Annotated in this window: 20 protein-coding genes; 5 read left to right on the plus strand and 15 right to left on the minus strand. The window is 69.2% G+C overall.

Annotated features, from left to right (window positions below; translation table 11 throughout):
* Positions 1 to 4: 4 nt before the first annotated feature.
* The 12 genes from ACFPCV_RS02675 to ACFPCV_RS02730 all read right to left on the minus strand — a co-directional run bounded on the left by ACFPCV_RS02675 (position 5) and on the right by ACFPCV_RS02730 (position 18,213).
* On the minus strand, positions 5 to 1,729 hold the full coding sequence (locus tag ACFPCV_RS02675; protein ID WP_378054067.1) for an ABC transporter substrate-binding protein: 1,725 nt from the start codon (positions 1,727 to 1,729) through the stop codon (positions 5 to 7).
* Between the two features lie 16 nt (positions 1,730 to 1,745).
* Entirely contained in the window at positions 1,746 to 3,641 is a 1,896-nt protein-coding gene (locus ACFPCV_RS02680; protein ID WP_378054069.1) for a glycoside hydrolase 5 family protein, read from the minus strand.
* Between the two features lie 570 nt (positions 3,642 to 4,211).
* Positions 4,212 to 5,414 (minus strand): multiple monosaccharide ABC transporter permease, encoded by a 1,203-nt coding sequence (gene mmsB / locus ACFPCV_RS02685; protein WP_378055011.1) that lies wholly within the window; start codon positions 5,412 to 5,414, stop codon positions 4,212 to 4,214.
* Between the two features lie 23 nt (positions 5,415 to 5,437).
* Positions 5,438 to 6,943 (minus strand): multiple monosaccharide ABC transporter ATP-binding protein, encoded by a 1,506-nt coding sequence (gene mmsA / locus ACFPCV_RS02690; protein WP_378055012.1) that lies wholly within the window; start codon positions 6,941 to 6,943, stop codon positions 5,438 to 5,440.
* A gap of 26 nt (positions 6,944 to 6,969) precedes the next feature.
* Entirely contained in the window at positions 6,970 to 8,085 is a 1,116-nt protein-coding gene (chvE, locus tag ACFPCV_RS02695) for a multiple monosaccharide ABC transporter substrate-binding protein (protein ID WP_378054071.1), read from the minus strand.
* A gap of 18 nt (positions 8,086 to 8,103) precedes the next feature.
* The gene (gene araA, locus ACFPCV_RS02700; protein WP_378054073.1) at positions 8,104 to 9,615 is read right to left on the minus strand and encodes an L-arabinose isomerase; all 1,512 of its coding nucleotides are present in this window, start codon (positions 9,613 to 9,615) and stop codon (positions 8,104 to 8,106) included.
* Between the two features lie 38 nt (positions 9,616 to 9,653).
* On the minus strand, positions 9,654 to 10,307 hold the full coding sequence (locus tag ACFPCV_RS02705) for an L-ribulose-5-phosphate 4-epimerase (protein WP_378054075.1): 654 nt from the start codon (positions 10,305 to 10,307) through the stop codon (positions 9,654 to 9,656).
* Positions 10,304 to 11,974, minus strand: coding sequence for a ribulokinase (araB, locus tag ACFPCV_RS02710; RefSeq protein ID WP_378054077.1), 1,671 nt, complete (start codon positions 11,972 to 11,974; stop codon positions 10,304 to 10,306). Before araB ends, ACFPCV_RS02705 begins: the two co-directional genes overlap by 4 nt.
* 163 nt (positions 11,975 to 12,137) lie before the next feature.
* Positions 12,138 to 13,124 carry a LacI family DNA-binding transcriptional regulator gene (locus tag ACFPCV_RS02715; RefSeq protein WP_378055013.1) on the minus strand — a complete coding sequence of 329 codons (987 nt, stop codon included), beginning with the start codon at positions 13,122 to 13,124 and terminating at the stop codon, positions 12,138 to 12,140.
* 83 nt (positions 13,125 to 13,207) lie between these two features.
* Positions 13,208 to 14,668, minus strand: coding sequence for a family 43 glycosylhydrolase (locus ACFPCV_RS02720; RefSeq protein WP_378054079.1), 1,461 nt, complete (start codon positions 14,666 to 14,668; stop codon positions 13,208 to 13,210).
* Positions 14,668 to 17,157, minus strand: coding sequence for an alpha-L-arabinofuranosidase C-terminal domain-containing protein (locus ACFPCV_RS02725; protein ID WP_378054081.1), 2,490 nt, complete (start codon positions 17,155 to 17,157; stop codon positions 14,668 to 14,670). Before ACFPCV_RS02725 ends, ACFPCV_RS02720 begins: the two co-directional genes overlap by 1 nt.
* Positions 17,158 to 17,193: 36 nt before the next feature.
* Entirely contained in the window at positions 17,194 to 18,213 is a 1,020-nt protein-coding gene (locus ACFPCV_RS02730; protein WP_378054083.1) for a glycoside hydrolase family 43 protein, read from the minus strand.
* A 211-nt stretch (positions 18,214 to 18,424) separates the two neighbouring features.
* On the opposite strand from ACFPCV_RS02730, the gene ACFPCV_RS02735 reads away from it, so the two are divergent.
* From ACFPCV_RS02735 to ACFPCV_RS02755, 5 genes are read left to right on the plus strand one after another with little or no spacing between them, the layout of a single operon-like run.
* The gene (locus ACFPCV_RS02735; RefSeq protein ID WP_378054085.1) at positions 18,425 to 19,393 is read left to right on the plus strand and encodes an ABC transporter substrate-binding protein; all 969 of its coding nucleotides are present in this window, start codon (positions 18,425 to 18,427) and stop codon (positions 19,391 to 19,393) included.
* 11 nt (positions 19,394 to 19,404) lie between these two features.
* Positions 19,405 to 20,919 (plus strand): sugar ABC transporter ATP-binding protein, encoded by a 1,515-nt coding sequence (locus ACFPCV_RS02740; RefSeq protein WP_378054087.1) that lies wholly within the window; start codon positions 19,405 to 19,407, stop codon positions 20,917 to 20,919.
* Positions 20,916 to 21,896, plus strand: coding sequence for an ABC transporter permease (locus ACFPCV_RS02745; RefSeq protein ID WP_378054089.1), 981 nt, complete (start codon positions 20,916 to 20,918; stop codon positions 21,894 to 21,896). Before ACFPCV_RS02740 ends, ACFPCV_RS02745 begins: the two co-directional genes overlap by 4 nt.
* Positions 21,896 to 22,909 carry a galactofuranose ABC transporter, permease protein YjfF gene (gene yjfF, locus ACFPCV_RS02750; RefSeq protein WP_378054091.1) on the plus strand — a complete coding sequence of 338 codons (1,014 nt, stop codon included), beginning with the start codon at positions 21,896 to 21,898 and terminating at the stop codon, positions 22,907 to 22,909. Before ACFPCV_RS02745 ends, yjfF begins: the two co-directional genes overlap by 1 nt.
* A 28-nt stretch (positions 22,910 to 22,937) precedes the next feature.
* On the plus strand, positions 22,938 to 23,183 hold the full coding sequence (locus ACFPCV_RS02755; RefSeq protein ID WP_378054093.1) for a hypothetical protein: 246 nt from the start codon (positions 22,938 to 22,940) through the stop codon (positions 23,181 to 23,183).
* 64 nt (positions 23,184 to 23,247) lie between these two features.
* On the opposite strand, the gene ACFPCV_RS02760 is transcribed toward ACFPCV_RS02755, so the two are convergent.
* Genes ACFPCV_RS02760 through ACFPCV_RS02770 form a run of 3 tightly spaced genes read right to left on the minus strand, consistent with a single transcriptional unit; the run spans position 23,248 to position 26,387 of the window.
* Positions 23,248 to 24,267: a branched-chain amino acid ABC transporter permease gene (locus tag ACFPCV_RS02760; protein ID WP_378054095.1), complete on the minus strand. Its 1,020-nt coding sequence runs from the start codon at positions 24,265 to 24,267 to the stop codon at positions 23,248 to 23,250.
* Positions 24,264 to 25,136 carry a branched-chain amino acid ABC transporter permease gene (locus ACFPCV_RS02765; protein WP_378054097.1) on the minus strand — a complete coding sequence of 291 codons (873 nt, stop codon included), beginning with the start codon at positions 25,134 to 25,136 and terminating at the stop codon, positions 24,264 to 24,266. The genes ACFPCV_RS02760 and ACFPCV_RS02765 overlap by 4 nt, the downstream gene beginning before the upstream one ends.
* A 9-nt stretch (positions 25,137 to 25,145) precedes the next feature.
* The gene (locus tag ACFPCV_RS02770; protein ID WP_378054099.1) at positions 25,146 to 26,387 is read right to left on the minus strand and encodes an ABC transporter substrate-binding protein; all 1,242 of its coding nucleotides are present in this window, start codon (positions 26,385 to 26,387) and stop codon (positions 25,146 to 25,148) included.
* Positions 26,388 to 26,392 lie beyond the last annotated feature (5 nt).

Genomic DNA, 26,392 nt, shown 5'->3' on the forward strand with positions numbered 1-26,392 from the left:
GTGGCTACTTCTCTTCCGGTGCCGGCTTCAGCTCCGCCAGCATCTTGATCGCGCCGCGCTGCAGGTAGCCACGCCACGTGGTCGGCAGGTACCTGGGCCCGTCGCCATCGGCGGAGGGCCAGTTGGTCCACACCTTGTTGCTGTACTGCGACCAGAGGCCGTTGTACCACAACGGGATCATCGGCATCTCCGTCAGCTGGAGGCGCTGGAGCCGCGAGGTGATAGCGGTCATCCCGGCTAGGTCGTCGACCTTGGTCTGGTCGAGCCGCTGCGTGAGGTCCCACGCCTGCTGGTTCTCGTACCGGCCGTAGTTGACGGTGGTCTGCGACTCGAGGATCGGCAGCCCGAAGAGGTACTCGTAGTAGCGGAACGGCGTGTTGTCCATCTGCCGCTGGTTGTCGAGGATCAGGTCGAACTCGCCAGACTCGCGCATGTCCTGCACGACGGTGTCGGCCGGGGTCTCCGAGGTGAGCTTGATGCCCGCCGCCTTGGCGCTGTCGACGATCACCCGTGCCGCCTCGTTCCAGTCGGTCCAGCCCGACGGGGTGGCGAGCTTCAGGTCGATCGGCGAGCCGTCCTTGTTCTCGACGAGACCGTCGCCGTTGGTGTCGCGGTACCCGGCCTCGCTCAGGATCTGCCTGGCGTCCGAGGTGCTGAAGGTCGGCCCGACCTCGTTCACGACCGCCTTGTCGATGTACTTGTCCCAGATCGGCAGCAGACCGGTCGGGCTCGCCTTCTCCACGATCTGCCCGTACACCGAGGTCACGATGGTGTCGATGTCAACGGCGTTGGCGAGCGCACGGCGGAACGCGGCGTCGTCCAGCGGCGCCTTCCTGGTGTTCGGCACCATCCAGGTGGTGTTGGCGGACAGCATGTACGGCGCGTCCTCGTAGTAGGTCTGCAGCTGGTAGCCTCCCTTGACCAGCGACGCGATGCCCGGCAGGAAGTTGTTCGACAGGTCGATGTCGCCCTGCAGCAGCTGGCCCAGCGCGGCCTCGTTGCTGGAGTTGACGATGTCGACGATGTAGGTGGGCTGCATGTCCAGCTCCAGCTTGTCCTTGCCCCACCACTCGTCGTTCTTCTTCCAGACCATGCGGTCCTGGTCGTGGGTCTCGTACACGTACGGGCCGGAGCCGACCGGCTTCTCGTTCGCGCCGGACGTCACGTCCTTCTCGGACTTGTTGCCCCACAGGTGCTTCGGCACGATCGGGTTGAAGTAGATCCAGTTCGACCACTGCTGGTAGCGGGGCTCGGCGAACGTGACCCTCGTGGTCCGGTCGTCCACCGCCTCCACAGCCGAGATGAACTCGTACATCGGGTGGTAAGGCACCGTCTCCATCTTGCCCAGGTCGATGGTGAACGCCACGTCGGCCGCGGTGATCGGCTTGCCGTCGGTCCAGGTGAGACCGTCCCGCAGCGTCACCTCGTAGGTGGTGTCGCTGGTCCAGCCGCCCTTCTCGGCGAGCCACGGCTCGAACTCGTCGGTGAGCGGGTCGTAGAGGAACAGGGTCTCGTAGACGTACCCGACCGTGCCGGTCGCGTACGCCCAGTTCATGACGGGGTTCCAGTTGGCGGGTGGTCCCCACTGCGTGCCGCTGGTGAACAGGGTCTGGTCGCGCGGGTACGAACCGGGCGCGCCGCCCGGGTCACCGCCGTCCACACCCGTGCACGCGGCGGCGGCCAACCCCGCCGCCGCGAGTATGGCCAGCAACCTCAACCGGTTTCGCATGGCGCTCTCTCCTCGTTCAGAAATCCTCGAGTGCCAGCACCCGCACGCCGTACGGGCGCAATGTCACCTCGTCGAGAGGCTCCCCCGACGCGAGATCCGCCAGCCTGCCCCCGGCCGGCTCGACCTCCAGTTCCCTTTCCGCCTGGCTGACCAGCCAGACGAACCGGCGACCGTCGGCATGGCTCAGCTCGCCGACGTGGACGAGCGGGTCGGCGACGGTCACCGCCCGCGACACCCCGGCGATGACGGCCAGCGCGTCGTAGATCCGGTGTGTCGGCTCGGGGTTGACGCCCGGCAGGGCCGCGGCCATCGCCTCGAGCGGGTGGGTGCACAGCACGAGGTGCCCCGCACCCGCGCGTTTGCGCACCAGGACCGGGTTCCCGTGCCGGTCGACGGCGACGACCTCGCCGTCGGTGGCGCGTACGGGCAGGAACACCCGCTCGTGCTCGTTGCCGCCAGCGCGGAACCTGAGCGTCGTGCCCGCACCGAGCACGCCGAAGTCGGCCACGAACGTCACGGCCACCTCGTCGTCGGTGACCGGGTCGACCATCCCGTACCGCAGCGTGTGGGAGACCCCGAACATGCCGTCGAGGTCGGCGTGCCACATGCCGCGCTGGGTGCCGTGGTTGCCCGCGCTGTAGGACACGAAGACGACCGCCCCGCGCTCGGCCTGCTCGGCGAGGTGCCGCCACGTCGGGGCGGTGAGCTGTTTGGCGGACGGGACTAGGTAGAGCTTCGCGTCGGGCAGCCCGTCGAGCTCTCTGGCCGCTGCCACGGTCAGGTCGGCCTCGCGGGCCGCCACGTAGGACTGCCGGAGCACGTCGAACAGGTGGCTGTTGTCGGCCGGTTCCGTGAACGGGTACCGGTGTTCCAGGTAGGACGGCACGACGAGCGCGACCTCGGGTTCCGGCCGCGTGCAGTGCGGGAAGTCCACCTCGCGGAGGATGTCCGCGAACTCCCGCACCGCGAGCAGCTGCGGCTTGGGCGCGCCGGTCACGTCGGTGAGCCCGAACCGCATCTCGAACGGGTGGTGCCGGTACGGGTCCTGGGTGAACAGGTTGTCGAAGTCGGTGTTGTTCCAGGCGAGCCAGCCGGTCGCGCCCGCGAGGAGCGAGTTGTGCAGGATCTGGCGGTAGTACTGGGCGGCGTGCTCGGCGGAGACGAAGCTGTCGGTGACGCCGAACTCCTCGAGCACCACCGGCCTGCCCGCGAAGCAGGACAGCTCACAGATGAACGCGGCGGTCAGGTGCTGGCGCACCACGTCGTTCTCCATGCGGTACACGTGCGGCCCGACGAAGTCGGTCAGCCCGGCCAGGTCACGGACCGAGAACCCGTTGTCCCGTCCGGTGACCTCCATCCCCCAGGCACCGTCGCCGATCGAAACGGGCTGCGTCCCACCGCCCGCGCGCACGGCCTGCACCATCAGCTGAGCCCACGGCGTGACCTGCTCGCGCGCGGCGGGCTCCCCGTAGATCGGCATCTCGTTGGAGATCAACCACCCCGCGACGGCCGGGTGTTCGTGGAACCGCGCGGTCATGCGTTCGACGAACCACGCCTGGCGGCCCACCATCCACACGTCGGCGTAGAGGTCCCGCCCCTGCCGCCACGCCGGGTCCCAGTTCTCCCCGGACATGTGCCCGACGATGAACGTCGGGATCGTGGCCATGCCCTGCGCGGTGTGCCGGTCGAGGAAGTCGGCGTACCGGTCGACCATCTCGTCGTCGACCCGGTCCGGTTCGGGGTGGAAGTCGGGCCAGTAGAAGAACGAGCGGGTGAGGTTCATGCCGTGTTCGCGCAGGACCCGCAACTCCTGGGTGACCAGGTCCGGGTCGTAGTTCCGCCACATCAGCGGCCCACCCGACCGGGACCAGAAGTTGGCCCCCAGCCACGGCCGCCCGTCGAACAGAAGCATCATCGCCTCCTCACCTACTGAACCGCGTAAGTTTCGTCAACCGAGTTCAGTCGGGCCCAAAGCCAGAGAGTACGACAGCTTTTCCGGAGACCGCTAGCCCTGAAATGAACCGGTTCAGCGCGCGCTCCCGAATCACCGCCGGTAAAGCACTGTTTCAACGATTCAGCTCGACATCGAAATCCGCGGGGGTGTCCTCGCCGGAGGGGCAGGTCTCCGGGCGGCGGGGGTCGTCCTGGCATCCTCCTGGCTCAGGTGGCCAGCCGTCCGCAGATGGGGCGAGGTGGCGACGTGCCGGGGACCGGTCGCCGCCACCTCGCCTGGCGGGCGGAGCCACCACCGCCCGCCGGGAAGGAACCACCTCCGGGGGTGGCGGCGCGGGCACACCCGACGAGCACCCGCGCCGCCGGTCCGGTGGCAGTTCCCCTAGCGGGAGACCCCCGCTCGATGACGTCGGGGCGGGGCTGGGCCGTGAAAGGCGTGTTCACGGCACAACGAGTGCCGTCAATGGGCCGTTCAGGGCGCCCAGCGCCCTGAACGCGCCTTTCAGGGCATTACCCGCACCGACGTCATCTAGCGGGAGACCCCCGCTCGCCGCTTGGTCCACACGTCGTACGCGACCGCCGCCAGCAGGACCAGGCCCTTGACGAGCATCACGCGTTCCGAAGGTGCGCCGATCAGCGACATGCCGTTGTTGATCACGCCCATGATCAGGCCGCCGGTGATGGCGCCGATGACCTTGCCGACCCCACCCTGCACGGCGGCGCCGCCGATGAACGCGGCCGCGATCGCGTCCAGTTCGAACGCGTTGCCCGCGGTCGGGCCCGCCTGGTTCAGCCTGCCGGCGAAGATCACGCCGGCGAGCGCGGCGAGCACGCCCATGTTCACGAACACCCAGAACGTCACCGGTTTGACCCGCACGCCCGACAGCGTCGCCGCCTGCAGGTTGCCGCCCACCGCGTAGATGTGGCGGCCGAACACCGAGCGGCTCGTCATCAGCGAGTACGCCAGCACCAGCACCGCGAGCAACACCAGCACCCACGGCAGGTTCCGGAACCTGGCCAGCTGCACCACCACGAACAACACGACGGCGGCCGCGACGAGGATCTTGGTCATAAACAACGGGAACGGGTCGACGGTCTGCCCGTAGCCGAGCCGCGCGCGCCGGGTCCGCCACTGCACGAACGCGAACCCGGCCACGACGAGAATCCCCATCAGCAGCGAGACGATGTCCGCGCCGCCCAGCGGCCCGAGGCCGACGTTGCCGAGGTAGCCGCCGGTGAACCCGTTGGCCAGCGTACGGATCTCCTCCGGGAACGGGCCGATGCCCTGGTTGCCCAGCACCGTCAGGGTGAGCGCGCGGAACACCAGCATGCCGCCGAGCGTCACGATGAACGCCGGGATGCCGAAGTAGGCGATCCAGTAGCCCTGCGCGGCGCCGATCAGCGCGCCCGCGCCGAGGGTGGCGAGCACCGCGAGCCACCACGGCAGACCCCACTGGACGGTCAGCACCGCACAGATCGCGCCCGTCACCGCGACCACCGAACCCACCGACAGGTCGATGTGCCCGCTGATGATCACGAGGATCATGCCGATGGCGAGGATCAGCACGTACGAGTTCTGCACGACGATGTTCGAGATGTTCCCCGGCTGCAGCAGCGCGCCGTCGGTGAGCACGGTGAACAGCACCACGATCAACGCGAACGCGACGTAGATGCCGCTCTGCCGCAGGTTCAGCCGGAACCGCCGCTGCGGACCGTCCGGCGGCGCGAGCATCGAAGGCACCTTCACATCGACACTCACGACCGCACCTCCCGCGTCATGTACTCCATCAGGCGCTCCTGTGTCGCGTCCTCGCGCGGCACCTCGCCGGTGATCCGGCCCGACGACAGCGTGTAGATCCGGTCGCACAGCCCGAGCAGCTCGGGCAGCTCCGACGAGATCACCAGCACCGCCTTCCCCTGCTCCGCCAGCGAGTTCACGATCGTGTAGATCTCGTACTTGGCGCCGACGTCGACGCCGCGGGTCGGTTCGTCGAGGATCAGGACGTCCGGCTCGGTGAACATCCACTTCGCCAGCACGACCTTCTGCTGGTTGCCGCCCGAAAGGGTCCGGGCGGACGCGGTCACGTCCGGTGTCTTGATCCGCAGCACGTCGCGGAACCGTTCCGCGACCCGGTACTCCTCGTGCTCGTTCACCAGACCCCGCTTGGACAGCAGCCCGAGCCCGGCCGCGGAGACGTTGCGCTGCACGTCCGCCACCAGGTTCAGCCCGTACCGCTTGCGGTCCTCGCTGACGTACGCGAGCCCGTTGCGGATGGCCGACCGCACGGTCCGCACGTCGATCTCGCGGCCTTCCTTGTACACCCGGCCCGAGATGTCCACGCCGTAGGACCTGCCGAACACCGACATGGCCAGCTCGGTGCGGCCCGCACCCATCAGCCCGGCCAGCCCGACGATCTCGCCGCGCCGCAACGACAGCGTGGCGTCGTCGACCACGACCCGGCCCGGGTTGGTTGCACTGTGGACGGTCCAGTCCTCGATCCGCAGCACCTCCTCGCCGATCACCGGGGCCCGGGGCGGGAACCGGTGTTCCAGGTCGCGGCCGACCATGCCCGCGATGATCCGCTCCTCCGTCACGTCGGTCGCGTCGAGCGTCTCGATCGACTGCCCGTCGCGCAGGATCGTGATCGTGTCGGCGATCGCGGTGACCTCACCGAGCTTGTGGGAGATCACCACGCACGTGATGCCGTCGTCGCGCAGGCCGCGCAGCAGGTCGAGCAGGTGCGCGGAGTCGTCGTCGTTCAGCGCCGCCGTGGGCTCGTCGAGGATCAGCAGCCGGACCTCCTTGGACAGTGCCTTCGCGATCTCGACCAGCTGCTGTTTGCCGACCCCCAGCTCACCGGCCGGGGCCGTCGGGTTCTCGGACAGTCCCACACGGCGCAGGTGTTTCTCCGCCTCGTGGTTCGTGCGGTTCCAGTCGATCATCCCGCGATGCGCGATCTCGTTGCCGAGGAACAGGTTCTCGGCGATCGACAGCTGGCCCACGAGCGCCAGCTCCTGGTGGATGATCACGATGCCGCGGGCCTCGCTGTCGCGGATGCCCGCGAACCGGCATGGCTCGCCGTCGAAGACCACCTCCCCGGAGTACGACCCGTGCGGGTGCACCCCGGAGAGGATCTTCATCAGCGTCGACTTGCCCGCGCCGTTCTCGCCGCAGATCGCGTGGATCTCCCCGCGCCGCACCGAGAACGTGACGTCCCGCAGCGCGGTCACCCCCGGGAACGACTTGGTGATGCCGCTCATCAGCAGGATGTCGTCCGACACGCGGCCTACCTCAGCTGGTCTTCTGTGTAGTACCCGGTACCGATCAGTTCCTCCTGGTAGTTCGTCCTGTCGACGATCACCGGCTCCAGCAGGTACGCGGGCACGACCTCCTCGCCGTTGTGGTAGTCCTCGGTGTTGTTGACCTCGGGCTTCTCACCCCTGAGCACCGCGTCGGCCATCGCGACGGCCACCTTCGCGAGCTCGCGGGTGTCCTTGTGGATGGTCGAGTACTGCTCGCCCGCGATGATGGACTTCACCGAGGCCACCTCGGCGTCCTGCCCGGTCACGACCGGGTACGGCTGGTCCGCTGTGCCGTAGCCGCTGCTCTTGAGCGCCGACAGGATGCCGATCGACAGCCCGTCGTAGGGCGACAGCACGCCGTCGACGCGGGCGTTGCCGTACGTGGACGTGATCAGGTCCTCCATGCGCCGCTGTGCCGTCGCCGGGTCCCACCGCAGGATCGCGATCGTCCGGAAGTCGGTCTGCCCGCTCCTGACCACGAGCGTCCCGTCGTCGATGTGCTTCTTCAGCACGGACATCGCGCCGTCGAAGAAGAACGTGGCGTTGTTGTCGTCCGGCGAACCGGCGAACAGCTCGACGTTCAGCGGTCCCTTGGCGCTGCCAGGGCTGCCGTCGGCGCCCAGCACCTTCAGCCCGGTCAGCAGGGAGGTGGCCTGCTGCACGCCGACCTCGAAGTTGTCGAACGAGGCGTAGTAGTCGACGTTCGGGCTGTTGCGGATCAGCCGGTCGTAGGAGATCACCGGGATGTCGTTGTCCGCGGCGCGCTGCAGCTGTGAGGTGATCGCCGTGCCGTCGATCGACGCGATGATGAGCACCCGCGCGCCCTTGGTGATCTGGTTCTCGATCTGGTTGGCCTGCGTTGGGATGTCGTTCTCCGCGTACTGGAGGTCGACCTGGTATCCCTTGTCCTCCAGTGCCTTCTTGATGTTGTCACCGTCGTGGATCCAGCGTTCCGACGACCGGGTCGGCATGGTCACGCCGACGAGCGCGCCGTCGGCGGACTCGGGTCGCTGGTCGACGGTCTTCTCCGACGAGCCGCACGCGGTCAGGACCAGGGCCGAAGCCAGGGCCATACCTGTCGCGAGCCGTGGAAACCTCATTGTTTCTCCTTGTCCTTCCTAGCGCAGGCCGTGCGCGAGGTGGTGGTAGGCCTGGTTCCAGCGCAGCCGGTCGGCGAACGCGTCGGTCGTGGTGTCGTGGTCGATGAGCACCAGCTCGGTGTCGGCCATCCGCGCGAAGTCCCGCAGCACGGCCGAACCGACCGCGTTGGTGAGCACGGTGTGGTGCGGCCCGCCCGCGGTGAGCCAGCACTCGGCGGAGGTCTGCAGCGACGGCGCCGGCTGCCACACCGCGCGCGCGACCGGCAGGTTGGGCAGCGGCTCGTCCGGCGGGACGACGTCGATCTCGTTGGCCACCAACCGGAAGCGGTCGCCGACATCCGCGAGCCCGACGACGACGGCCGGGCCTGGCGCGGCGTCGAACACCAGCCGCACCGGGTCCTCGCGGTCGCCGATGCCCAGCGGGTGGATCTCGCACGACGGCCGGTCCGCCGCGATGGACGGGCACACCTCCAGCATGTGCGCGCCGAGGATCTTCGGGGTGCCCGGTCCGAAGTGGTAGGTGTAGTCCTCCATGAACGACGTGCCGCCGGTTCTGGTGTCGCCGCCCATGGCCTTGACGGCGGCCAGCAGCGCCGAGGTCTTCCAGTCGCCCTCGCCGCCGAAGCCGTAGCCGTCGGCCATCAGCCGCTGCACGGCCAGGCCCGGCAGCTGCCGCAGCCCGCCGAGGTCCTGGAAGTTCGTGGTGAACGCGCCGAACCCGCCGTCGGCGAGGAACCGGCGCAGCCCGGCCTCGATGCGTGCGGCGTACCGCAGCGACTCGTGCCGCGCTCCCCCGCGTGCCAATTCCGGCGCGAGGCGGTAGGCGTCGGCGTAGTCGGCGACGAGCAGGTCGACCTCGTCGTCCGCGACCGCGTCGACGACCGCCACCAGGTCGTTGACGCCGTAGGTGTTGACCGAGACGCCGAACTTCAGCTCGGCCTCCACCTTGTCGCCCTCGGTCACGGCGACGTCGCGCATGTTGTCGCCGAACCTGGCCAGCCGCAGCGATCGCAGGTGCGCGAGCCCGGTGGCGGCGCGGGCCCAGTCGTCGACGCGGTGCGCGAGGACGGGGTCACTCGCGTGCCCGGCGACGGTCTTGCGGGCAACGCCGATGCGGGTCTGGATGTAGCCGAACTCGCGGTCGCCGTGCGCGGCCTGGTTGAGGTTCATGAAGTCCATGTCGATGGACGCCCACGGCAGCGCCTCGTTGAGCTGGGTGTGCAGGTGCAGCAGCGGTTTGCGCAGCACGTCCAGCCCGGTGATCCACATCTTGGCCGGGGAGAACGTGTGCATCCACGCGATCACGCCGACGCATGCCGGGTCGGTGTTGGCCGCCTGGAGGAGGTCGCGGATCGCGGTCGAGTCGGTGAGCACCGGCTGCCACACGATCTCCACGCCGATGGCACCGGAATCGGTGAGCATCCGCTGGATCTGCTGCGACTGGCTCGCGACCTGGTCGAGGGTCTCCGCGCCGTAGAGGTGCTGGCTGCCGGTGAGGAACCAGACCTGCGGCTTGGCGGCAGAGGACATGTGGTGACTCCTTGCTGAGCGGAGCTTAGCGAGCATCGTTATTGCCCGTAGACGTTCTGGTACCGGGCGTAGAGCCGGTCCACGTGCTGCTGGTCGATGACGGCAGGCGTGCCGAGCTGGTGTGCGAAGTGGACGGTGCGGGCGACGTCCTCGAGCATCACCGCGGCCTTCACGGCGGCGCGGGCGTCGGCCCCGACGGTGAACGGGCCGTGGCTGCGCATGAGCACGGCCGGGGACCTGCTTTCCCGCAGGGTCTCCACGATCCCGCGGCCGATCGAGTCGTCGCCGATCAACGCGAACGGCCCGACCGGGATGTCACCGCCGAACTCGTCGGCGATCATCGTGAGCACGCACGGGATCGGCTCGCCGCGCGCGGCCCACGCGGTGGCGTACGGCGAGTGCGTGTGCACCACCCCGCCCACGTCGGGCAGGTGCCGGTACACGTAGGCGTGCGCGGCGGTGTCGGAGGAGGGCGCGAGGTGACCGTCGACGAGGTTGCCGTGCAGGTCGGTCACGACCATCGTGTCCGGGCCGAGGTCGTCGTAGGAGATCCCGGACGGCTTGATCACCATCAGGTCCTCGCCCGGCACCCGCGCGGACACGTTGCCCGCCGTCCAGATGACGAGGCCGTAGCGGGTCAGCTCCCGGTGCAGGTCGGCGACCTCGCGCCGCAGCTCGGCGACGGTGCTCATCGGCCGGCCACCGCCGCCCGTCGCAGCGCCCGCAGCCGGTGCATGACGTCGTTGCCGCCCCGGCCGAAGTGGTCGTGCAGGTCGGCGTACTCCATGTAGAGCTTCTCGTAGACCGCGGCGTTCTCCGGTATCGGCCGGTACACCCCGCTGTTCACCGACCCCATCGCGGCGGCGGCCGCCCGGATGTCGTCGTAGGCCCCCGCGGCGACGGCGGCGTGCATGGCCGACCCGAGCGCGGGCCCCTGCGCGGACCGGATGGTCGACAGCGGCAGGTTGGTGACGTCGGCGTAGATCTGCATGAGCAGCGGGTTCCGCACCAGCCCACCCGCGACGACCAGCTCGGTGACCGGCACCCCGGCCTCCGCGAACGCCTCGACGATCACCCGGGTCCCGAACGCGGTGGCCTCCATGAGCGCGCGGTAGATGTCCTCCGGGCGGGTGGCGAGGGTCTGCCCGAGCACCACCCCGGACAGCTCGTGGTCGACGAGCACCGACCGGTTGCCGCTGTGCCAGTCGAGCGCGATGAGCCCGTGCTCACCCGGTTTCTGACGTGCCGCCAGGGAGGTCAGGTGCTCGTGCAGCGAGATCCCCGCCGCGGCGGCGGCTTCGTGGTACTCGGGCGGCACCTGGTTGGCGGTGAACCACGCGAAGATGTCCCCGACCCCGCTCTGGCCCGCCTCGTAACCCCAGAGCCCGGGGACGATGCCGCCGTCGACGACCCCGCACATGCCGGGCACCTCGCGCAGCTCGGCACCGTTCATGACGTGGCAGGTGGAGGTCCCCATGATCGCGACGAGCCGCCCTGGCTCGACCGCCTGCGCGGCGGGCGCCGTGACGTGCGCGTCGACGTTGCCCACCGCCACCGCGATGCCCTCCGGCAACCCGGTCCAGTAGGCGGCGAGCTTGGTGAGGGTGCCCGCCCGGTCCCCGAGGTCGCCGATGGGGTGGTCCAGCTTGTCCCGCACGAAGGTCGCGAACCCGGGGTTCAGCTCTCGGAGGTAGTCCTGCGACGGGTAGGCACCGTCCTGGCGGATCCCCTTGTACCCCGCGGTGCAGGCGTTGCGGACGTAGGTGCCGGTGAGCTGCCAGACGATCCAGTCCGCGGCCTCGACCCAGTGATCCATGGCGGCGTAGACGTCGGGGGCCTCTTCGAGGAGCTGCAGCCCCTTGGCGAACTCCCACTCCGAGGAGATCAGCCCGCCGTAGCAGGGAAGCCATCCCTCCTTGCGCGCGGCGGCGACCTGGTTGATGCGGTCGGCCTGTGGTTGTGCCGCGTGGTGCTTCCAGAGCTTGACGTACGCGTGCGGGTTGTTCGCGAACTCGGGCAGCTCGCACAGCGGCGTGCCGTCGGTGGTGGTCGGGATCATCGTGCAGGCGGTGAAGTCGGTACCGATCCCGATCACCGCGGCGGGATCGGCCCCCGCGTCCTTGATGGCCTCTGGCACAGCGGTCCGCAGCACGTCGACGTAGTCGCGCGGCACCTGGAGCGCCCAGTCGGGCGGAAGCGGTGTCCCGTCCGGCATCGCGCGGTCCAGCACCCCGTGCCGGAACTCGTGTACGGCGGTACCGAGTTCGGCCCCGTCCCTGACCCGCACGACGACCGCCCGCCCGGACAACGTGCCGAAGTCGACCCCCACCACAAGCGCGTCATCGCGATCGCCAGCCATGCGCCGATTGTTATCGCTAACATTCAGTACGTCAATACCAACGGCGCAGATGGCGAACCACCCTTGGTGAACGCACACATGATCCGGTGGACAGGAATGCCCGTCAAAGACGCCTTCCGGACGTTGAGCGTCCAGAAGGCGTCTTTTGAGGGCATGAGACCGGTCAGGCGGGGGGCGGGCCCACGCTGTCCCTCGACACCAGAGTCGGCGCGATGGTGCGCTGAGCGGCCGCCACCTCACCCTCCCCCACCTGTGCGAGCAGCAGCCCCAACGTCTCCCGCGCCACAGCGTCGAAGTCCGGCCGGACGGTGGTCAGCGGCGGAATGAAGTACGCCGCCTCGGGCACGTCGTCGAACCCGACCACGCTGAGGTCGTGCGGCACCCGCCGACCGCGCTCGCTCATCGCCCGCAGCAGCCCCAGCGCCAAGTGGTCGTTGGCCGCGAACACCGCGGTCACCTCCGGCATACGGGCCAGCATCTGCCCGGCCCGGTACCCGGCGGCGGCGCTCCAGTCAGCGGCGACCAACGGCGGCACCTCCGCCCCGGCCGCCTCCAGCGCCTGCGTCCACCCCCGCACGCGACCGGCGCTGTCGAACCAGTCCGCTGGCCCCGACACGTGCCACACCGTCGAGTGACCGGCGTCGAGCAGGTGCCGGGTGGCGAGAAAGGCACCGGCCGTCTGGTCGACGGTCACCAGTGGCGTCGCCCGAGCGGGATCACCGTCGATGGTCACCAGGGGCACCCCGGCGGGAACGTCGGCGAGGGCCTCGTTGGCCGACGCCGTGGGCGCGATGGCGACGATCCCAGCCACCCGGGAGTCCCGGTGGTGCTCGACGGCCGACGCGATCGACGCGCGGTCCAGCACCTTCACCCGCCGCAGGCTGACCGAGAACCCGGCCTCGGCGGCCGCCAGCTCGAACGCGGCCAGCAGCGACGCGGGCCCGTACAGCGACGAGTTCTGCGCGATCACCCCGATCAGCTGCGACCGTCCCGTCACCAGTGCCCGCGCCGCCTTGTTCGGCCGGTAGCCCAGCTGGGCGATCGCGGCCCGCACGCGCAGCCGGGTCTGTTCCCGGACGTTCGGGTGCCCGTTCAGCACCCGCGACACGGTCTGGTGCGAGACCCCGGCGAGGCGGGCCACGTCCGTCATCGCGGGATCGCGCGAGACCTTCGCCGGGTTGTCCACTCGCTACCTCACCTCAGTCGTCCTGTGCTGGCCACAGTGTCCCACCATCACCGGACGAGGAACGTCGCACGCGCTCGTTCGGCGCGTCCCCTGCCCGGCCGGGCCACCACCAGCCGCCCGTTGTCGTGCGACACGTACGCGCCGGGGTCGGCGAGCGACCGCAGCGACACACCCGAACGGTCGGCCAGACCGGGGACCTTCACGTAGCTTGTCGCGCGGCCGTAGTCGTCCGTGTCGGCGTACGGCTCGATCCGCAGCACCCCGTCACCCGCCGTCACGTACCGGTCCGGGAAGTTGACCGACTGCACCGACACCGTGCCGGTGCCCAGGTGGCCGGGGTTGAACCGGAACCACGAGTCGGCCACCTCGCGCACGTTCCCGTCGGCCCGCAGCCGGAACCCGGCGTGCCGGACCACCAGGTGCCGCGCGTCGAGCGGTGACAGCCGCACCACCGTCCCGCCCTTGCCGACCGGGACGCCGAACGCGGGCGTGCCATCGGCGTTCCAGTACAGCTTCTGCACCCGCGCGTGCCGGTTCGGGTCGAACAGCGGGTCGCCGTCGATGTCGCGGTAGTCGCGTGCGTGGTAGACGAGCACGTCGTCCTCGCCCTGCGTGGTGAACGAGTTGTGGCCGGGGCCGAACTGCCCCGTCTCCGCGTTGGTCACGAAGACCGGGTCCGGCGACTTGGTCCACGACCGCGCGTCGAGCAGGTTCGCGTTCTCGTCGGCGGTCAGCAGGCCCATGCAGTACCGCGCGTCGGTCGCGGACGCCGAGAACGTGACGAACACCCGCCCGTTGCGGATCAGCACGGCCGCGCCCTCGTTGACGCGGAAGCCCTGGGTCTCCCAGCTCAGCGTGGGCACGGCGATCCGCACCGGCGCGGTCGCGAGTTCGGTCGGCGACGCCATCTCCGCGATGTAGAGGTTGCTGTTGGTCGCGATGCCCGGTTCGCTCTGCGCCCACAGGAAGTACCGCTTGCCGCGGTGGGAGAAGGTGGTGGCGTCGAGCGTGAACGACTCCCAGCCGGTCACCATCCGCTTCGGCGGCAGCCAGCCCGACGCACGCGGGTCGGCGTTGCCCGACTCGAGCACGTAGGTCCGGATGCGGAACGGGTCGTCGCCGTCGCCGGCCGCGAAGTAGACGTACCAGCGGTCGCCGATGCGGTGCAGCTCCGGCGCCCAGATGTACCCGGCCATCGGGCCGGAGGCGGGCCGGCGCCAGATCGTGCGTTCGCGGGCGGTCGCGAGCCCGTCGATCGTCGACGCGCCGCGCACGACCACCCGGTCGTACTCCGGCACCGACCCGGTCAGGTAGTACATGCCGCTGGAGTCACCGGAGTCGGGTGGGGTGACGAACGGGTCGGCGCGTTGCTCGACCAGCGGGTTTCGGGTGGTGAGCGGCGATGCCGCCGGAGCCGCGGCCGCCACCCCCGGTGCCGCGGTGGGCAGCGCGCTCACCGCCGCCACCACGCCACCGGCCTTGAACAGGGTTCTCCTGTCGATGCCCATCAGCTGCTCCTGACCTTGATGCGAAGGAACGTCACCGAGTACGGCGGGAACGTGTGCGTGAACGTGCTCGCCACGTTCATCCGCGTCTCATGTGGTGCGATCGGGGTCGTGTACTGGGTGTTCACGTCGTCGGGGTCGCCCCGCAACACGGTCACCCTGGCGCTGCGCTCGACGTTCGCGCCCTTCAGGTCGACGGTCGTGCGGGCCGCGTCCGCCTGCGCGTTGACGACCTTGACGATCAGCTCACCGGTGCGGGCGTCGCGGGTGACGACCTGGCGGAACGGCTCGACCTGCTGGCTGTCGGTGAACTCGCCCCACTTCTGGCCGTCGAGGAACAGCGACACCGTCCGGCCGCGGACCGAGACCCGCAGGTCGTAGGTCCGTCCGGTCTCGACGGTGGTGCCGTCGCTGATCAGTGTCGACTTGCCGCCACCCTCGGCCTTCTCCACGGCCGACTGGGTGTTGTCCCAGCCACCGAGGTTCCACCAGTAGTAGTTGTCCGTGTCCCTGACGCCGAAGCCGACGAGGAAGCCCTCGCGGCCGGACTGCTTGGTGGCCTTGACGGACACGTCGTAGTCCTGCCACGCCGGGTCACCCGCCATCACCATGGTGTTCTCGGCCGCGGTGTCGGACTGGGCGTACGCGCCGCCGGTCACCGCCCACGTGCCGCGCCCGGCGATGTTGGTCCAGTTCGCGTCGGTGCCGGAGAAGTCGTCGGCGAACAGTTCGGTGCCGTCGGCCGAGGTCACGCGGACGTCGTCGTAGGACGCGGCGGTGCCCCACGTGGACAGTCCGACCGCGCCGGTGATCGGCCGGTCCTCCTGCGACGGCGTGCCGGTCGCGGTGCTGGGCACCACCTGGTCGCCGACGTTGTTCATGAACAGCCGCTGCGCCTCGTAGCTCGCCGAGCCCCACGACGCGTGGTTGTTGAACCAGATCATGTCCGGTCGCCACTGCACGTAGTCCTCGTTGGCCAACAGCGGCGCGTAGGAGGCGAGCCGCACGACGTCGGCGTTGCGTTCCAGGCCGGTCATGTACGCCGCCTCGGACAACGCGTTGTAGAACCGGTTGTCCTGCGAGGCGTACTCGCCGAGGAACACCTTCGGGCCCTGCCGGTCGTAGCTGTCGTAGCGCTCGTTGTTCTGCAGGAACCAGGTCGGGCTGTTGTAGTAGTGCTCGTCGACCATCGCGACACCGGCGTCCCTGTTGAGCTGCCACAGGCGGTCGAACGTGCCGCCGGTGTCGTCCGGGCCGGAGTTGCCGATCACCGTGATGTCCGGGTACTCCGCCTCGATCGCGTCGCGGAACCGGGTGAACCGGGAGAAGAACTGGTCGGGCAGGTTCTCCTCGTTGCCGACCGCGAGGTGGGTGAGCCCGAACGGTTCCGGGTGGCCCATCCGTGCCCGCACGGCGCCCCACTCCGAGTCGGCGGGCCCGTTGGCGAACTCGATCAGGTCGAGCGTGTCCTGGATGTGCCTGGCCAGCAGGGCTGGATCGTCGGTGGCCTGGTTCTGGCCGCAGCCGGTGACAAGCGCGGGCACGACCGGCAGCGCCATCGCGCCGACGTCCTCGGCGAACTGGAAGTACTCGTAGTAGCCGAGGCCGTAGGACTGGTTGTAGCCCCAGAAGTTCGCGTTGGTGGCGCGTTCCTCGACCGGCCCGATGGTGTCCTTCCACTGGTAGGAGCGGCGGCGCTCCCAGTCCGGCGCCTCGTAGCCGTGGTGGCTGCCGGTGTTGACGAGGCAGCCGCCGGGGAACCGGACGAAGCCGGGGTTCAGCGCGGCGATCTTCTCGGCCAGGTCGCGGCGCATGCCGTTGGGCCGGTTCTTGTAGGTGTCACGCGGGAACAGCGACACCATGTCGAGCGCGAGGGTGCCCGCTCCCGCACCGGACACGAGCAGCCTGCCGGTGATGCTCGCCGTGCGTGCGGTGAAGGTGCCGCTGTACCTGGTCCAGGTCGCGCCGCGGACGGTGAGCCGCAGCGGGTCGGCGAGCGCGGCGCCCGCCGGGTCGGTGAGCGACACGGTGAGCGGCGTGGTCGCCTGGTCGGTGCGAGCCCAGACGGAGAAGTCGTACTTCTTGCCCTTCTCGACCCGGATGCCGGAGTTGTAGCCCGCGTTGATGATCCCGCCCGGCAGCGCCAGCCTCAGGTATCGCCGGTTCCGCTCGTTGAGGCGGCCGTCGTCGTCCACGACCCGCGGGTCGCCGCTGCGCGGCGCCCACCCCGTGAGCGGCGTGTAGGCGGCGTTGTCGGCGGGGTCGTACTCGAACGACCGGTTCTGCACCAGCTCGGCGTACAACCCACCGTCGGCGGCACGGTTGATGTCCTCGAAGAAGATGCCGTACATGTGGTCGGAGATCTCGGGGCCGGTCGCGGACGTGTCGACGGTGACGCGGTAGTCGGTCTCGGCCGCCTGCCCGGCACCGGGCAGGGCGACGATCATGGACGTGGCCAGTACGGCCGCCAGCAGCGGCCGGGTTCTGCGCATGATGGGTTGCTCCCTCGCGGTGGGATGCGGTGGGGATCAGGGGTAGGCCGCGCGCACACCGTCCAGCTCGGACCGCGTCACGGGCAGGACCGTGCCGTGCCGGGGCCGTGCGGGCAGCTCGTAGCCGGTGGCGGGCTGCCAGTCGCCGGAGGCGAGGTCGGTGGACGTGAACGGCACGTAGCCGCGGCCGCCGAACTCGTCGATGAACAGGTACCAGCGGTTCTCGGTGTTGGACTTGAAGACCGTCGGGCCCTCACCCCGGCTGATGTCGCCAGCGCCGATGCAGTCGGCCACGAAGTCGTAGGTCGTGTCGCGGAGCTTCTTCGCCCGTTCGGCGACGACGAACTTGCCGCACGGCGCGTCCGGGCCCGCGCCGCGTTCGTCCTTGGTGAAGCGGTAGTACCGGCCGCGGTGCTCGATGACCGTGGAGTCGATCACCGAGTGCCCGGGGTCGACCCACACCTTCGGCTCCGAGAACGTGCGGAAGTCCTTCGTGGTGGCGTACAGCATCCGGTTGTACGTGTCACCGGTGTGGCCCTGGTCGTCGGCCGCATAGAGCTTGGACGCCCAGAACACGACGTAGGCGTCGATGGTGCGGTCCCAGAACGCCTCTGGCGCCCACGTGTTGCCCGCGGTGTCCGGTGAGACCCGCACGTGCCGCTGCTCCGACCAGTGCACGAGGTCGGTCGACTCCCAGACCTCGATGTGCTTGCTGCCGAAGCGTTGGGCGCCGTCCCAGTCGCCGTTGCCGTGGATGCGAAGGTCGGTGGCCAGCAGGTAGAAGCGGTCGCCCTCCGGCGAGCGGATGATGAACGGGTCGCGCACGCCCTTGTCGCCGAGGGCGGACGTGAGCACGGGCCTGCCGCCGTTCAGCTCGTCCCATCCAAGTGGGTCGTTGCCGCGGCTGGCGGCGAGGTACACCTGCTCGCCCGCCGCGGTGCCCTCCCCCGTGAAGTAGAAGAACACGTAGCCCGCGTATCGCTCCGCGGCCGCTGCCGGTGGTGGTGGTGCGAAGAGACCCGCCGCGAGCACGGCGAGTACGAGGAGAGCCCGCATGGGGAGTCCTTCGAGGTCGGCGTTGACGCGTCGAACGAGTGTTGCCTGTTCGGGTCGCAAGCGCCCGAAGTGAGCGTTAACATAGAACGCGTTCAGGCAGGTCGTCAACAAAAACAACTTCTTGGCATCAGCTTCTTGACGTCCGCACTGTGAGCGTTCACTCTTGTGGCCCAGTGACACCGGTCACGCACGGTCCAACGGAGGAAGTGCAGTGCGCAAGACGATCACGACCGCCCTCGCCGCGGTCCTGCTGGCGGCGGTGACCGCATGTGGTGACGGCAGCGGCGGCGGTGCGGGCAACGGTTCCGATGGCACGATCACCATGGGGTTCGCCCAGGTCGGCGCGGAAAGCGGCTGGCGGACGGCGAACACGAAGTCGATCCAGGAGTCGGCGAAGTCGGCCGGGATCGAGTTGAAGTTCTCCGACGCGCAGCAGAAGCAGGAGAACCAGATCAAGGCGATCCGGTCCTACATCCAGCAGAAGGTGGACGTGATCGCGTTCAGCCCGGTGGTGGAGACCGGATGGGACACGATTCTGCTCGAGGCGCAGCGCGCCAAGATCCCGGTGATCCTGACCGACCGCGCCATCGACTCGGACGACACGTCGCTCTACGAGACCTTCCTCGGGTCGGACTTCGTCGAGGAGGGCAAGAAGGCCGGGAAGTGGCTGGTGGAGAACACCGACGGCCCGGTGAACGTGGTCGAGTTGCAGGGCACGACCGGCGCGGCGCCCGCCATCGACCGCAAGGAGGGCTTCGAGGCCGAGATCAGGTCCAACCCGGAGATCAAGGTCGTGGCCTCGCAGACCGGCGACTTCACGCGGTCGGGCGGCAAGCAGGTCATGGAGGCGTTCCTGAAGTCCCAGCCGGACATCGACGTCGTGTACGCCCACAACGACGACATGGGCCTCGGCGCCATCGAGGCGATCAAGGCGGCGGGCAAGAAGCCCGGCGTCGACGTCAAGATCATCACGGTGGACGCGGTGAAGGACGGCATGACCGCGCTCGCGAACGGCGAGATCAACTTCATCGTCGAGTGCAACCCGCTGCTCGGACCGCAGCTGATGGACCTGGCGAAGAAGGTCGTCGCGGGCGAGGAGGTGCCGGAACGCGTGGTCACCGAGGAGACGACGTTCACGCAGGAGCAGGCCAAGGCCGCGCTGCCGGACCGCAAGTACTGACGGTCACGGTCATGGATCCACTGGTTGAACTGCAGGGCATCACCGTCACCTTTCCCGGCGTGAAGGCCCTCGACGGCGTCGACTTCCGGCTGCTGCCCGGCGAGGTGCACGCGCTCCTCGGCGAGAACGGGGCCGGGAAGTCGACGCTCATCAAGGCGCTCACGGGGGTGCACGCCACCGACGCCGGCGAGATCCGTCTCGCCGGCGTGCCGGTGTGGTTCCACGGGCCCGCGGCGGCGCAGGACGCCGGCATCAGCACCGTGTACCAGGAGGTGAACCTGTGCGCGAACCTATCGGTCGCGGAGAACATTCTGCTCGGCCGCGAACCGCGCAGGTTCGGTGCGATCGACGGCCGTGCCATGCGCGCACGCGCCGCCGAGCTGTTGTCCCGCATCGGTCTGCACATCGACCCTGGCTCCGCGCTCGGCTCGCACCCGATCGCGGTGCAGCAGCTCGTGGCGATCGCCCGCGCGGTCGCCGTGGACGCGCGGGTGCTGATCCTCGACGAGCCGACGTCGAGCCTGGACGCCGGTGAGGTCGCGGAGCTGTTCCGGATCGTGCGGGTGCTACGGGACGAGGGCGTGGCGATCCTGTTCGTTTCGCACTTCCTCGACCAGGTCTACGAGATCGCGGACCGGCTGACCGTGCTGCGAAACGGGAAGGTCGTCGGCGAGTACGCGACCGCCGAGGTCGGCAGGCTGGAGCTGGTACGGGCCATGATCGGCCGTGACCTGACCGTGCTCGACGAGGTGGGAAAGCGCGGCGAGCGGCGCGCCCCGTCCGCCGAGCCGTTGCTGCGGGCCGAGAACCTGGGCCGCAGGGGGGCGATCGCGCCGTTCGACCTGGAGCTGCACCCCGGTGAGGTGGTCGGTGTGGCCGGGCTGCTGGGTTCGGGTCGCACCGAGCTGGCGCGGCTGCTGTTCGGCGCCGACCGGGCCGACTCGGGTCACGTGTACTTCAACGGCAGGCCGCTGCGCCTGCGGAACCCGAGGTCGGCGATCGCCCACGGCATCGCGTTCACCTCCGAGGACCGCAAGGCCGAGGGGCTGGTCGCGGACCTGACCGTGCGGGACAACCTCATCCTCGCGATGCAGGCTGCGCGCGGGTGGGTGCGGCAGGTGTCCCGCCGGACCGCGGACGAGCTGGTCGCGAAGTACGTCGAGGCACTGGACATCCGGCCGGCGAACGCGGACGCGGTGGTCGGCACCCTCTCCGGCGGCAATCAGCAGAAGGTGCTGCTGGCGCGGTGGCTGGTGACTCGGCCGAAGCTGCTGATCCTCGACGAGCCGACCCGCGGCATCGACGTCGGCGCGAAGGCACAGATCCAGAAGGTGGTGGCCGACCTCGCGGCCGATGGCATGACGGTGGTGTTCATCTCCGCGGAGCTGGAGGAGGTGGTCCGCGTGTCCGACCGCGTGGTCGTGCTGCGCGACCGGCGCAAGATCGCGGAGGTGTCCGGCGCCGACGTCACCGTCGACGACGTGGTGGCCCTGATCGCGGGCGAGGCCGAGAAGGTGCCGTCGTGAAGCGCAACCGTCTGTTGTGGCCACTGCTCGCGCTGGTGGCGCTGCTGTTGCTGAACCTGGCGGTCACGCCGTCGTTCTTCGCGCTGCGGATCCAGGACGGGCACCTGTTCGGCAGCCTCGTCGACATCCTCCGCAACGGCGCGCCGACGTTGCTGATCGCGCTCGGCATGACGCTGGTGATCGCGACGCGCGGCATCGACCTGTCCGTCGGCGCGGTCGCGGCCATCGCGGGCGCGGTGACGTGCACCCACATCGCGGCCACCGGCGACGCGGTCGGCGGCATGGCGCTGGCGCTGGGACTGTGCGCGGTTCTCGGGCTGTGGAACGGTTTCCTCGTCTCCGTGCTCGGCATCCAGCCCATCATCGCGACGCTGGTGCTGATGACCGCGGGCCGCGGCATGGCGATGCTCATGACCGAGGGTCAGATCGTCACCGTGAACAACGACCTGTTCGGGAAGGTCGGCGCCGGTTTCCTGGTACTGCCGATCGCGATCCTCATCAGCCTGGCCGCACTCGCCGGGGTGGCGCTGCTGACCAGGCGGACCGCGCTGGGCATGCTGATCGAGGCGGTCGGCGTGAACCCGCAGGCCAGCAGGCTGGCCGGGGTCCGCGCCCGCACGATCATCTGGACCGTCTACGTGTTCTCCGCGCTGTGCGCGGGCGTGGCCGGGCTGATGATCGCTTCGAACGTGAACGCGGCCGACGCCAACAACGCGGGGCTGTGGATCGAGATGGACGCGATCCTCGCCGTCGTCATCGGCGGCACGTCGCTCGCGGGCGGCCGGTACTCGCTGACCGGCACGCTCGTCGGCGCGCTCGTGATCCAGACGCTGACCACCACGGTGTACACGATCGGGGTACCACCGGAGACGACGCTCGTGTTCAAGGCTGCGGTCGTGATCGTGGTGTGCCTGCTGCAGGCGCCCCGGCTCACCGGCAGGCGCCGCGTTCCCGTACCGCAGAAGGCAGGTGCCTGATGACCGCTCCCCCACTGGCCCCGCCCAAGGAGAAGACGAGGACCCCGCGCACCACCCGGGTGCCGTCCCGGTTCCTGCCGGTGATCGCGACGTTCGTGGTGTTCGTGGTGACCTTCGGCGCCGGGTCGGTACGGTACGACGGTTTCGCGTCCGGTCAGGTGGTCGCGAACCTGTTCATCGACAACGCGCACCTCATCGTCGTGGCCGTGGGGATGACGTTCGTCATCCTCACCGGCGGCATCGACCTGTCCGTCGGGTCGGTCGTCGCACTGTCCACCATGATCGCGGCCGCGGGGCTGCAGGCGGGGTGGCCTGCGTGGTTCGTGGTGATCGCCGTGCTCGCCACCGGGTCCGCACTCGGGTTCGGCATGGGCGTGATGGTCCACCGGTACGGCGTGCAACCGTTCATCGCGACCCTGGCCGGGATGTTCCTGGCACGCGGCCTGTGCTTCGTGATCAGCGTCGAGTCGATCTCCATCAAGGAGAACACCTTCCGCGACATCGCTACCGGCTCGATCGAGCTGCCCGGCGGCGTGGCGATCACCTACGCGGTCGTGATCGCAATGGTGGTCGTGGCGGTGGCCGCGTACGTGCTGCACCTGACCCGGTTCGGCCGTACCGTGTACGCGGTCGGCGGCAGCGAGTCGTCGGCAACGCTCATGGGCCTGCGCACCGGACGGGTCAAGATCGGCGTGTACGTGATCAGCGGCTTCTGCTCCGCGCTGGGCGGGCTGCTGTTCAGCTTCTACATGCTGTCCGGCTACAGCCTGCACGCCGTGGGCATGGAGCTGGATGCCATCGCGGCCGTGGTCGTGGGCGGCACGCTCCTGGCGGGTGGTGTCGGGTATGTGGTGGGCTCGGTGTTCGGCGTGCTGGTGCTGGGCACGGTACAGACACTGATCTCGTTCGAGGGAACCCTGTCCTCGTGGTGGACGAAGATCGTGATAGGCGTGCTGCTGCTCGCGTTCATCGCACTGCAGCGACTCATCGTCCGCCGCCAGCCGGTGCCGTAGACTGGGAGCCGGAATCGGGGGGTTTCGGATGAGAGAAGAGCCTGAGTCGGCTGGCACGTTCCGCCTGTACGCCACCTTGGCCGCGCTGCCGGTGGTCTACGCCGTCCTGCTGCTGGTGCTGCCGTCGCTGCTGAGCGAGCAGATACTGTCGGTGATCAAGCTGGACATGACGCTGAGCATCGGCGCCTTGGTCCCGCTGCTGATCGTCAGCGGCCTGATGCTGGAACAGGCGTTCGCCGCCCGCCGGAGATCCGACCCGCGACCGCCCGAGTAGTGATGCCTCGAAAGGCGCTTTCGGGACGCTCAACGTCCCGAAAGCGTCTTTCAGGGCACCCGGGCTACGGAGCTGTCGCCTTGGCCTTCTGATCCGATGGGTCGTCCGCGTCCGGATCCGGCGGTCGTTGCCGGTTGCGGGGGCGGAGCAGGTGCCGGGCCGTGCCCCAGATGCCCCGGCGGAACACCAGCACGGTCACCACGAAGATGGCGCCCGTGACCACGCCGATCGCGTCGATGCCCGCTGTCGCGAGGTAGTCCTCCAGCACCACGATGATGCCCGCGCCGAGGACCGGCCCCCACAACGTGCCCATGCCGCCGAGGATGTTCATCACGACGACCTTGCCCGACGTCGTCCAGTACACCTCCTGCAGCGACGCGAACCCGTGCCCGATCGCGTACACACCGCCCGCGAGGCCGGCCAGGAACGCGGAGATCACGAACACCTGCACCTTGTACCGGTTCACCGGGTACCCGAGCGCACGGGCACGGGCCGGGTTCTCCCGGATCGCCACCATGACCCGGCCGAACGGGGAGTACACCACCCGCCAGGCGATGAACAGCCCCACCAGCAGCAGCGGCAGTGCCGCATAGTAGAAGTAGAACGAGTCGGACAGGTCCCACCCGAACGCCTCGCGCGGGATTCCCTGCAGACCGTTCTCGCCACCGGTGACCGAGCGCCACTGGTTCGCGACGAAATAGATGAGCTGCGCGAACGCCAGCGTCACCATCGCGAAGTAGATCCCGGTGCGCCGCACGGAAAGCATGGCGATCGGCACCGCGATCAGTGCCGCCACCACCGCGCCACCGAGCACCGCGACGTAGAACGGCAGGCCGGTCTCCACCGCGATGATGCCGGTCGCGTACGCCGACGAACCCCAGAACGCGGCGTGGCCGAACGACAGCAGGCCCGTGTACCCGAGCAGCAGGTCCAGCGCCACCGCGAACAGCGCCCACGCCGCGATGTCCAGCGCCACCGGCGGGTAGACGACCCACGGCAGCCCGAACGCCAGCACCAGCCCGACCACGAGAAGGACGAGGCGCACCAACGGCGACCGCCCGGCGACCAGCCTGGAGATGATCATGCGCGCACGCCTTCCTCACGACCGAACAGGCCCGCGGGCCGCAACAGCAGCACCAGCGCCATGAGCACGAACACCAGGCTCTGCGAGAACGCCGGGATGTAGAGGTTCCCGACCGCGGACAGCATCCCGACGAGGTAGCCGGCGGCCACCGACCCGAACACCGAGCCGAGGCCGCCGATCACCACCACCGCGAAGATCACGATGATCAGGTCGGCGCCCATGCTCGAGTTCACCGCGCGCATCGGCGCGGCCAGCACCCCGGCGAGCCCGGCCAGCGCGATACCGAAGCCGAACACCGGCGTCACCCAGCGGCGCACGTCGATGCCGAGTGCCATGGTCAGCTCCGGTCGCTCGGTCGAGGCCCGCACGATCACGCCGATCCGGGTCTTCGTCAGCACCAGCCACACCGCCACCGACACCACGATCGAGAACACGAGCACGAACACCTGGTACTTCGGGTAGTCGAACAACCCGAGGTTCACGCTCCCGTCCAGCAGCTCCGGCCGCGAGTACGGCTGCGACTGCACCCCGTACCGCAGCCGCACCACGTCCTGCAGGATCAGCGCGATGCCGAACGTGAGCAGGAAGTTGTACAGCGGGTCGAGCCGCACGAGGCGCGCGACCAGCAGCCGTTCGACGACCATCCCGACGAGCCCGAGCACCACCGGCACCACGATCAGGGCGAACCACCACGACAGGCCGACGGTGTCCAGCAGCACGAACGCGCCGACCGCGCCGAGCATGTAGAACGCGCCGTGGGCGAAGTTGACCACGCCGAGCATGCCGAAGATCACCGAGAGCCCGAGCGCGAGCAACGCGTAGAAGCTTCCGCTGACCAGGCCGTTGAACAGCTGCTGGACCAGTTCCACCTTGGACTCCTAGCCCATGTCGCAGCCGGTCGGTTCCCGGAACGCCTCGTCGGCCGGGATCGTCTCGACCAGCTCGGTGAAGTCGTAGTCCTCCTTGACCTGGTCCGGCTCCTTCACCTTCACGAGGTAGGAGTCGTGCACGACACGGTGGTCCTCGGCGCGGATCTTGGCGTTGCGGGCGAAGAAGTCGTCGAACTCGTTGCCGTCCAGTTCCGCACGGGCCGCGTCGGCGTCGTCGGTGCCCGCCCGCTGCACGGCCTCCAGGTACTGCGTGGCCGCCGAGTAGTTGGCCGCGTGGTCGAACGTCGGCCTGCTGCCGGTGCGCTCCTTGAACTTGTCGGCCCACTCGCGGCTCTTGGCGTCCATGTTCCAGAACCAGGCGGTCGTGTACAGCGTGCCCGCCAGCGACTCGACGCCGATCGACGCGATGTCGGTGTCGAACATCAGGCCGACCGCGAGCCCGACACCCTTCTCCTTGAGCCCGAACTCGTTGTACTGCTTGACGACGTTGACGAGGTCGCCACCGGCCTGCATGGCGCCGAGCACGTCCGGCTTCGGGTTGAGGTTGGGCGCCTTCGTCATGAACGTCGAGAAGTTGTCGTTGGGGAACGGCGTCGGGTCCGCGACTCCGACCGTGCCGCCCGCGCTCTCGACGGCCTCGGTGAAGCTCTTGTTCATGTCCTGCCCGAACGCGTAGTCCGGGTAGATGATGTACCAGTTCTTCGCGCCCTGCTCGGTCACCGTGGTGCCGGTGCCGTGCGCCAGCATGTAGGTGTCGTAGGCGTAGTGGTACGTGTAGGGGTTGCACTGCGCGCCGGTCAGCTCGGTGGTGGCGGCGCCGATGTTGAAGTACATCTTCTTCTGCTGCTCGGCGACCGTGGCGATCGCGAGCGCGGCCGACGACGTCGGCACGTCGAAGATCGCGTCGACGCCGTCGCGGTCGTACATCTCCCGTGCGGCGGTGTTCGCGATCTCCGGTTTGTTCTGGTGGTCGGCCTGCGTGACCTCGATGTTCTGGGTCACCGCGTCGTCGGTGTGCCGGGCCTTGAAGTCGTCGACCGCCATCCGCACCGCCTCGACCGCGTGCTCGCCTGCGAGCTCGGAGTAGACACCGGACAGGTCGGTGATGACGCCGAGCTTGATCGCGTCCCCGCTGATCTTGCCGCCGCCGCTCTGCGGGCCACCGCCGCAGCCGGCGATGAGCGCGCCGGCCGCGGCAACCGCCACCGTCGCCTTGAGCCTGGTCGCCATTGACT

The organism is Actinophytocola glycyrrhizae (assembly GCF_042653545.1).
Lineage (GTDB): Bacteria > Actinomycetota > Actinomycetes > Mycobacteriales > Pseudonocardiaceae > Actinophytocola > Actinophytocola glycyrrhizae.

Excerpts from the sequence above, each read along its gene's own strand:
- chvE (WP_378054071.1), bottom strand. The coding sequence starts at position 8,085 with ATGAGGTTTCCACGGCTCGCGACAGGTATGGCCCTGGCTTCGGCCCTG.
- ACFPCV_RS02770 (WP_378054099.1), bottom strand. The coding sequence starts at position 26,387 with ATGGCGACCAGGCTCAAGGCGACGGTGGCGGTTGCCGCGGCCGGCGCG.
- araB (WP_378054077.1), bottom strand. The coding sequence starts at position 11,974 with ATGGCTGGCGATCGCGATGACGCGCTTGTGGTGGGGGTCGACTTCGGC.
- ACFPCV_RS02725 (WP_378054081.1), bottom strand. The coding sequence starts at position 17,157 with ATGCGCAGAACCCGGCCGCTGCTGGCGGCCGTACTGGCCACGTCCATG.
- mmsB (WP_378055011.1), bottom strand. The coding sequence starts at position 5,414 with ATGCTCGCGCCGCCGGACGGTCCGCAGCGGCGGTTCCGGCTGAACCTG.
- mmsA (WP_378055012.1), bottom strand. The coding sequence starts at position 6,943 with ATGAGCGGCATCACCAAGTCGTTCCCGGGGGTGACCGCGCTGCGGGAC.
- ACFPCV_RS02675 (WP_378054067.1), bottom strand. The coding sequence starts at position 1,729 with ATGCGAAACCGGTTGAGGTTGCTGGCCATACTCGCGGCGGCGGGGTTG.
- araA (WP_378054073.1), bottom strand. The coding sequence starts at position 9,615 with ATGTCCTCTGCCGCCAAGCCGCAGGTCTGGTTCCTCACCGGCAGCCAG.
- ACFPCV_RS02680 (WP_378054069.1), bottom strand. The coding sequence starts at position 3,641 with ATGCTTCTGTTCGACGGGCGGCCGTGGCTGGGGGCCAACTTCTGGTCC.
- ACFPCV_RS02760 (WP_378054095.1), bottom strand. The coding sequence starts at position 24,267 with ATGATCATCTCCAGGCTGGTCGCCGGGCGGTCGCCGTTGGTGCGCCTC.
- yjfF (WP_378054091.1), top strand. The coding sequence starts at position 21,896 with ATGACCGCTCCCCCACTGGCCCCGCCCAAGGAGAAGACGAGGACCCCG.
- ACFPCV_RS02715 (WP_378055013.1), bottom strand. The coding sequence starts at position 13,124 with ATGACGGACGTGGCCCGCCTCGCCGGGGTCTCGCACCAGACCGTGTCG.
- ACFPCV_RS02730 (WP_378054083.1), bottom strand. The coding sequence starts at position 18,213 with ATGCGGGCTCTCCTCGTACTCGCCGTGCTCGCGGCGGGTCTCTTCGCA.
- ACFPCV_RS02755 (WP_378054093.1), top strand. The coding sequence starts at position 22,938 with ATGAGAGAAGAGCCTGAGTCGGCTGGCACGTTCCGCCTGTACGCCACC.
- ACFPCV_RS02740 (WP_378054087.1), top strand. The coding sequence starts at position 19,405 with ATGGATCCACTGGTTGAACTGCAGGGCATCACCGTCACCTTTCCCGGC.
- ACFPCV_RS02705 (WP_378054075.1), bottom strand. The coding sequence starts at position 10,307 with ATGAGCACCGTCGCCGAGCTGCGGCGCGAGGTCGCCGACCTGCACCGG.
- ACFPCV_RS02720 (WP_378054079.1), bottom strand. The coding sequence starts at position 14,668 with ATGGGCATCGACAGGAGAACCCTGTTCAAGGCCGGTGGCGTGGTGGCG.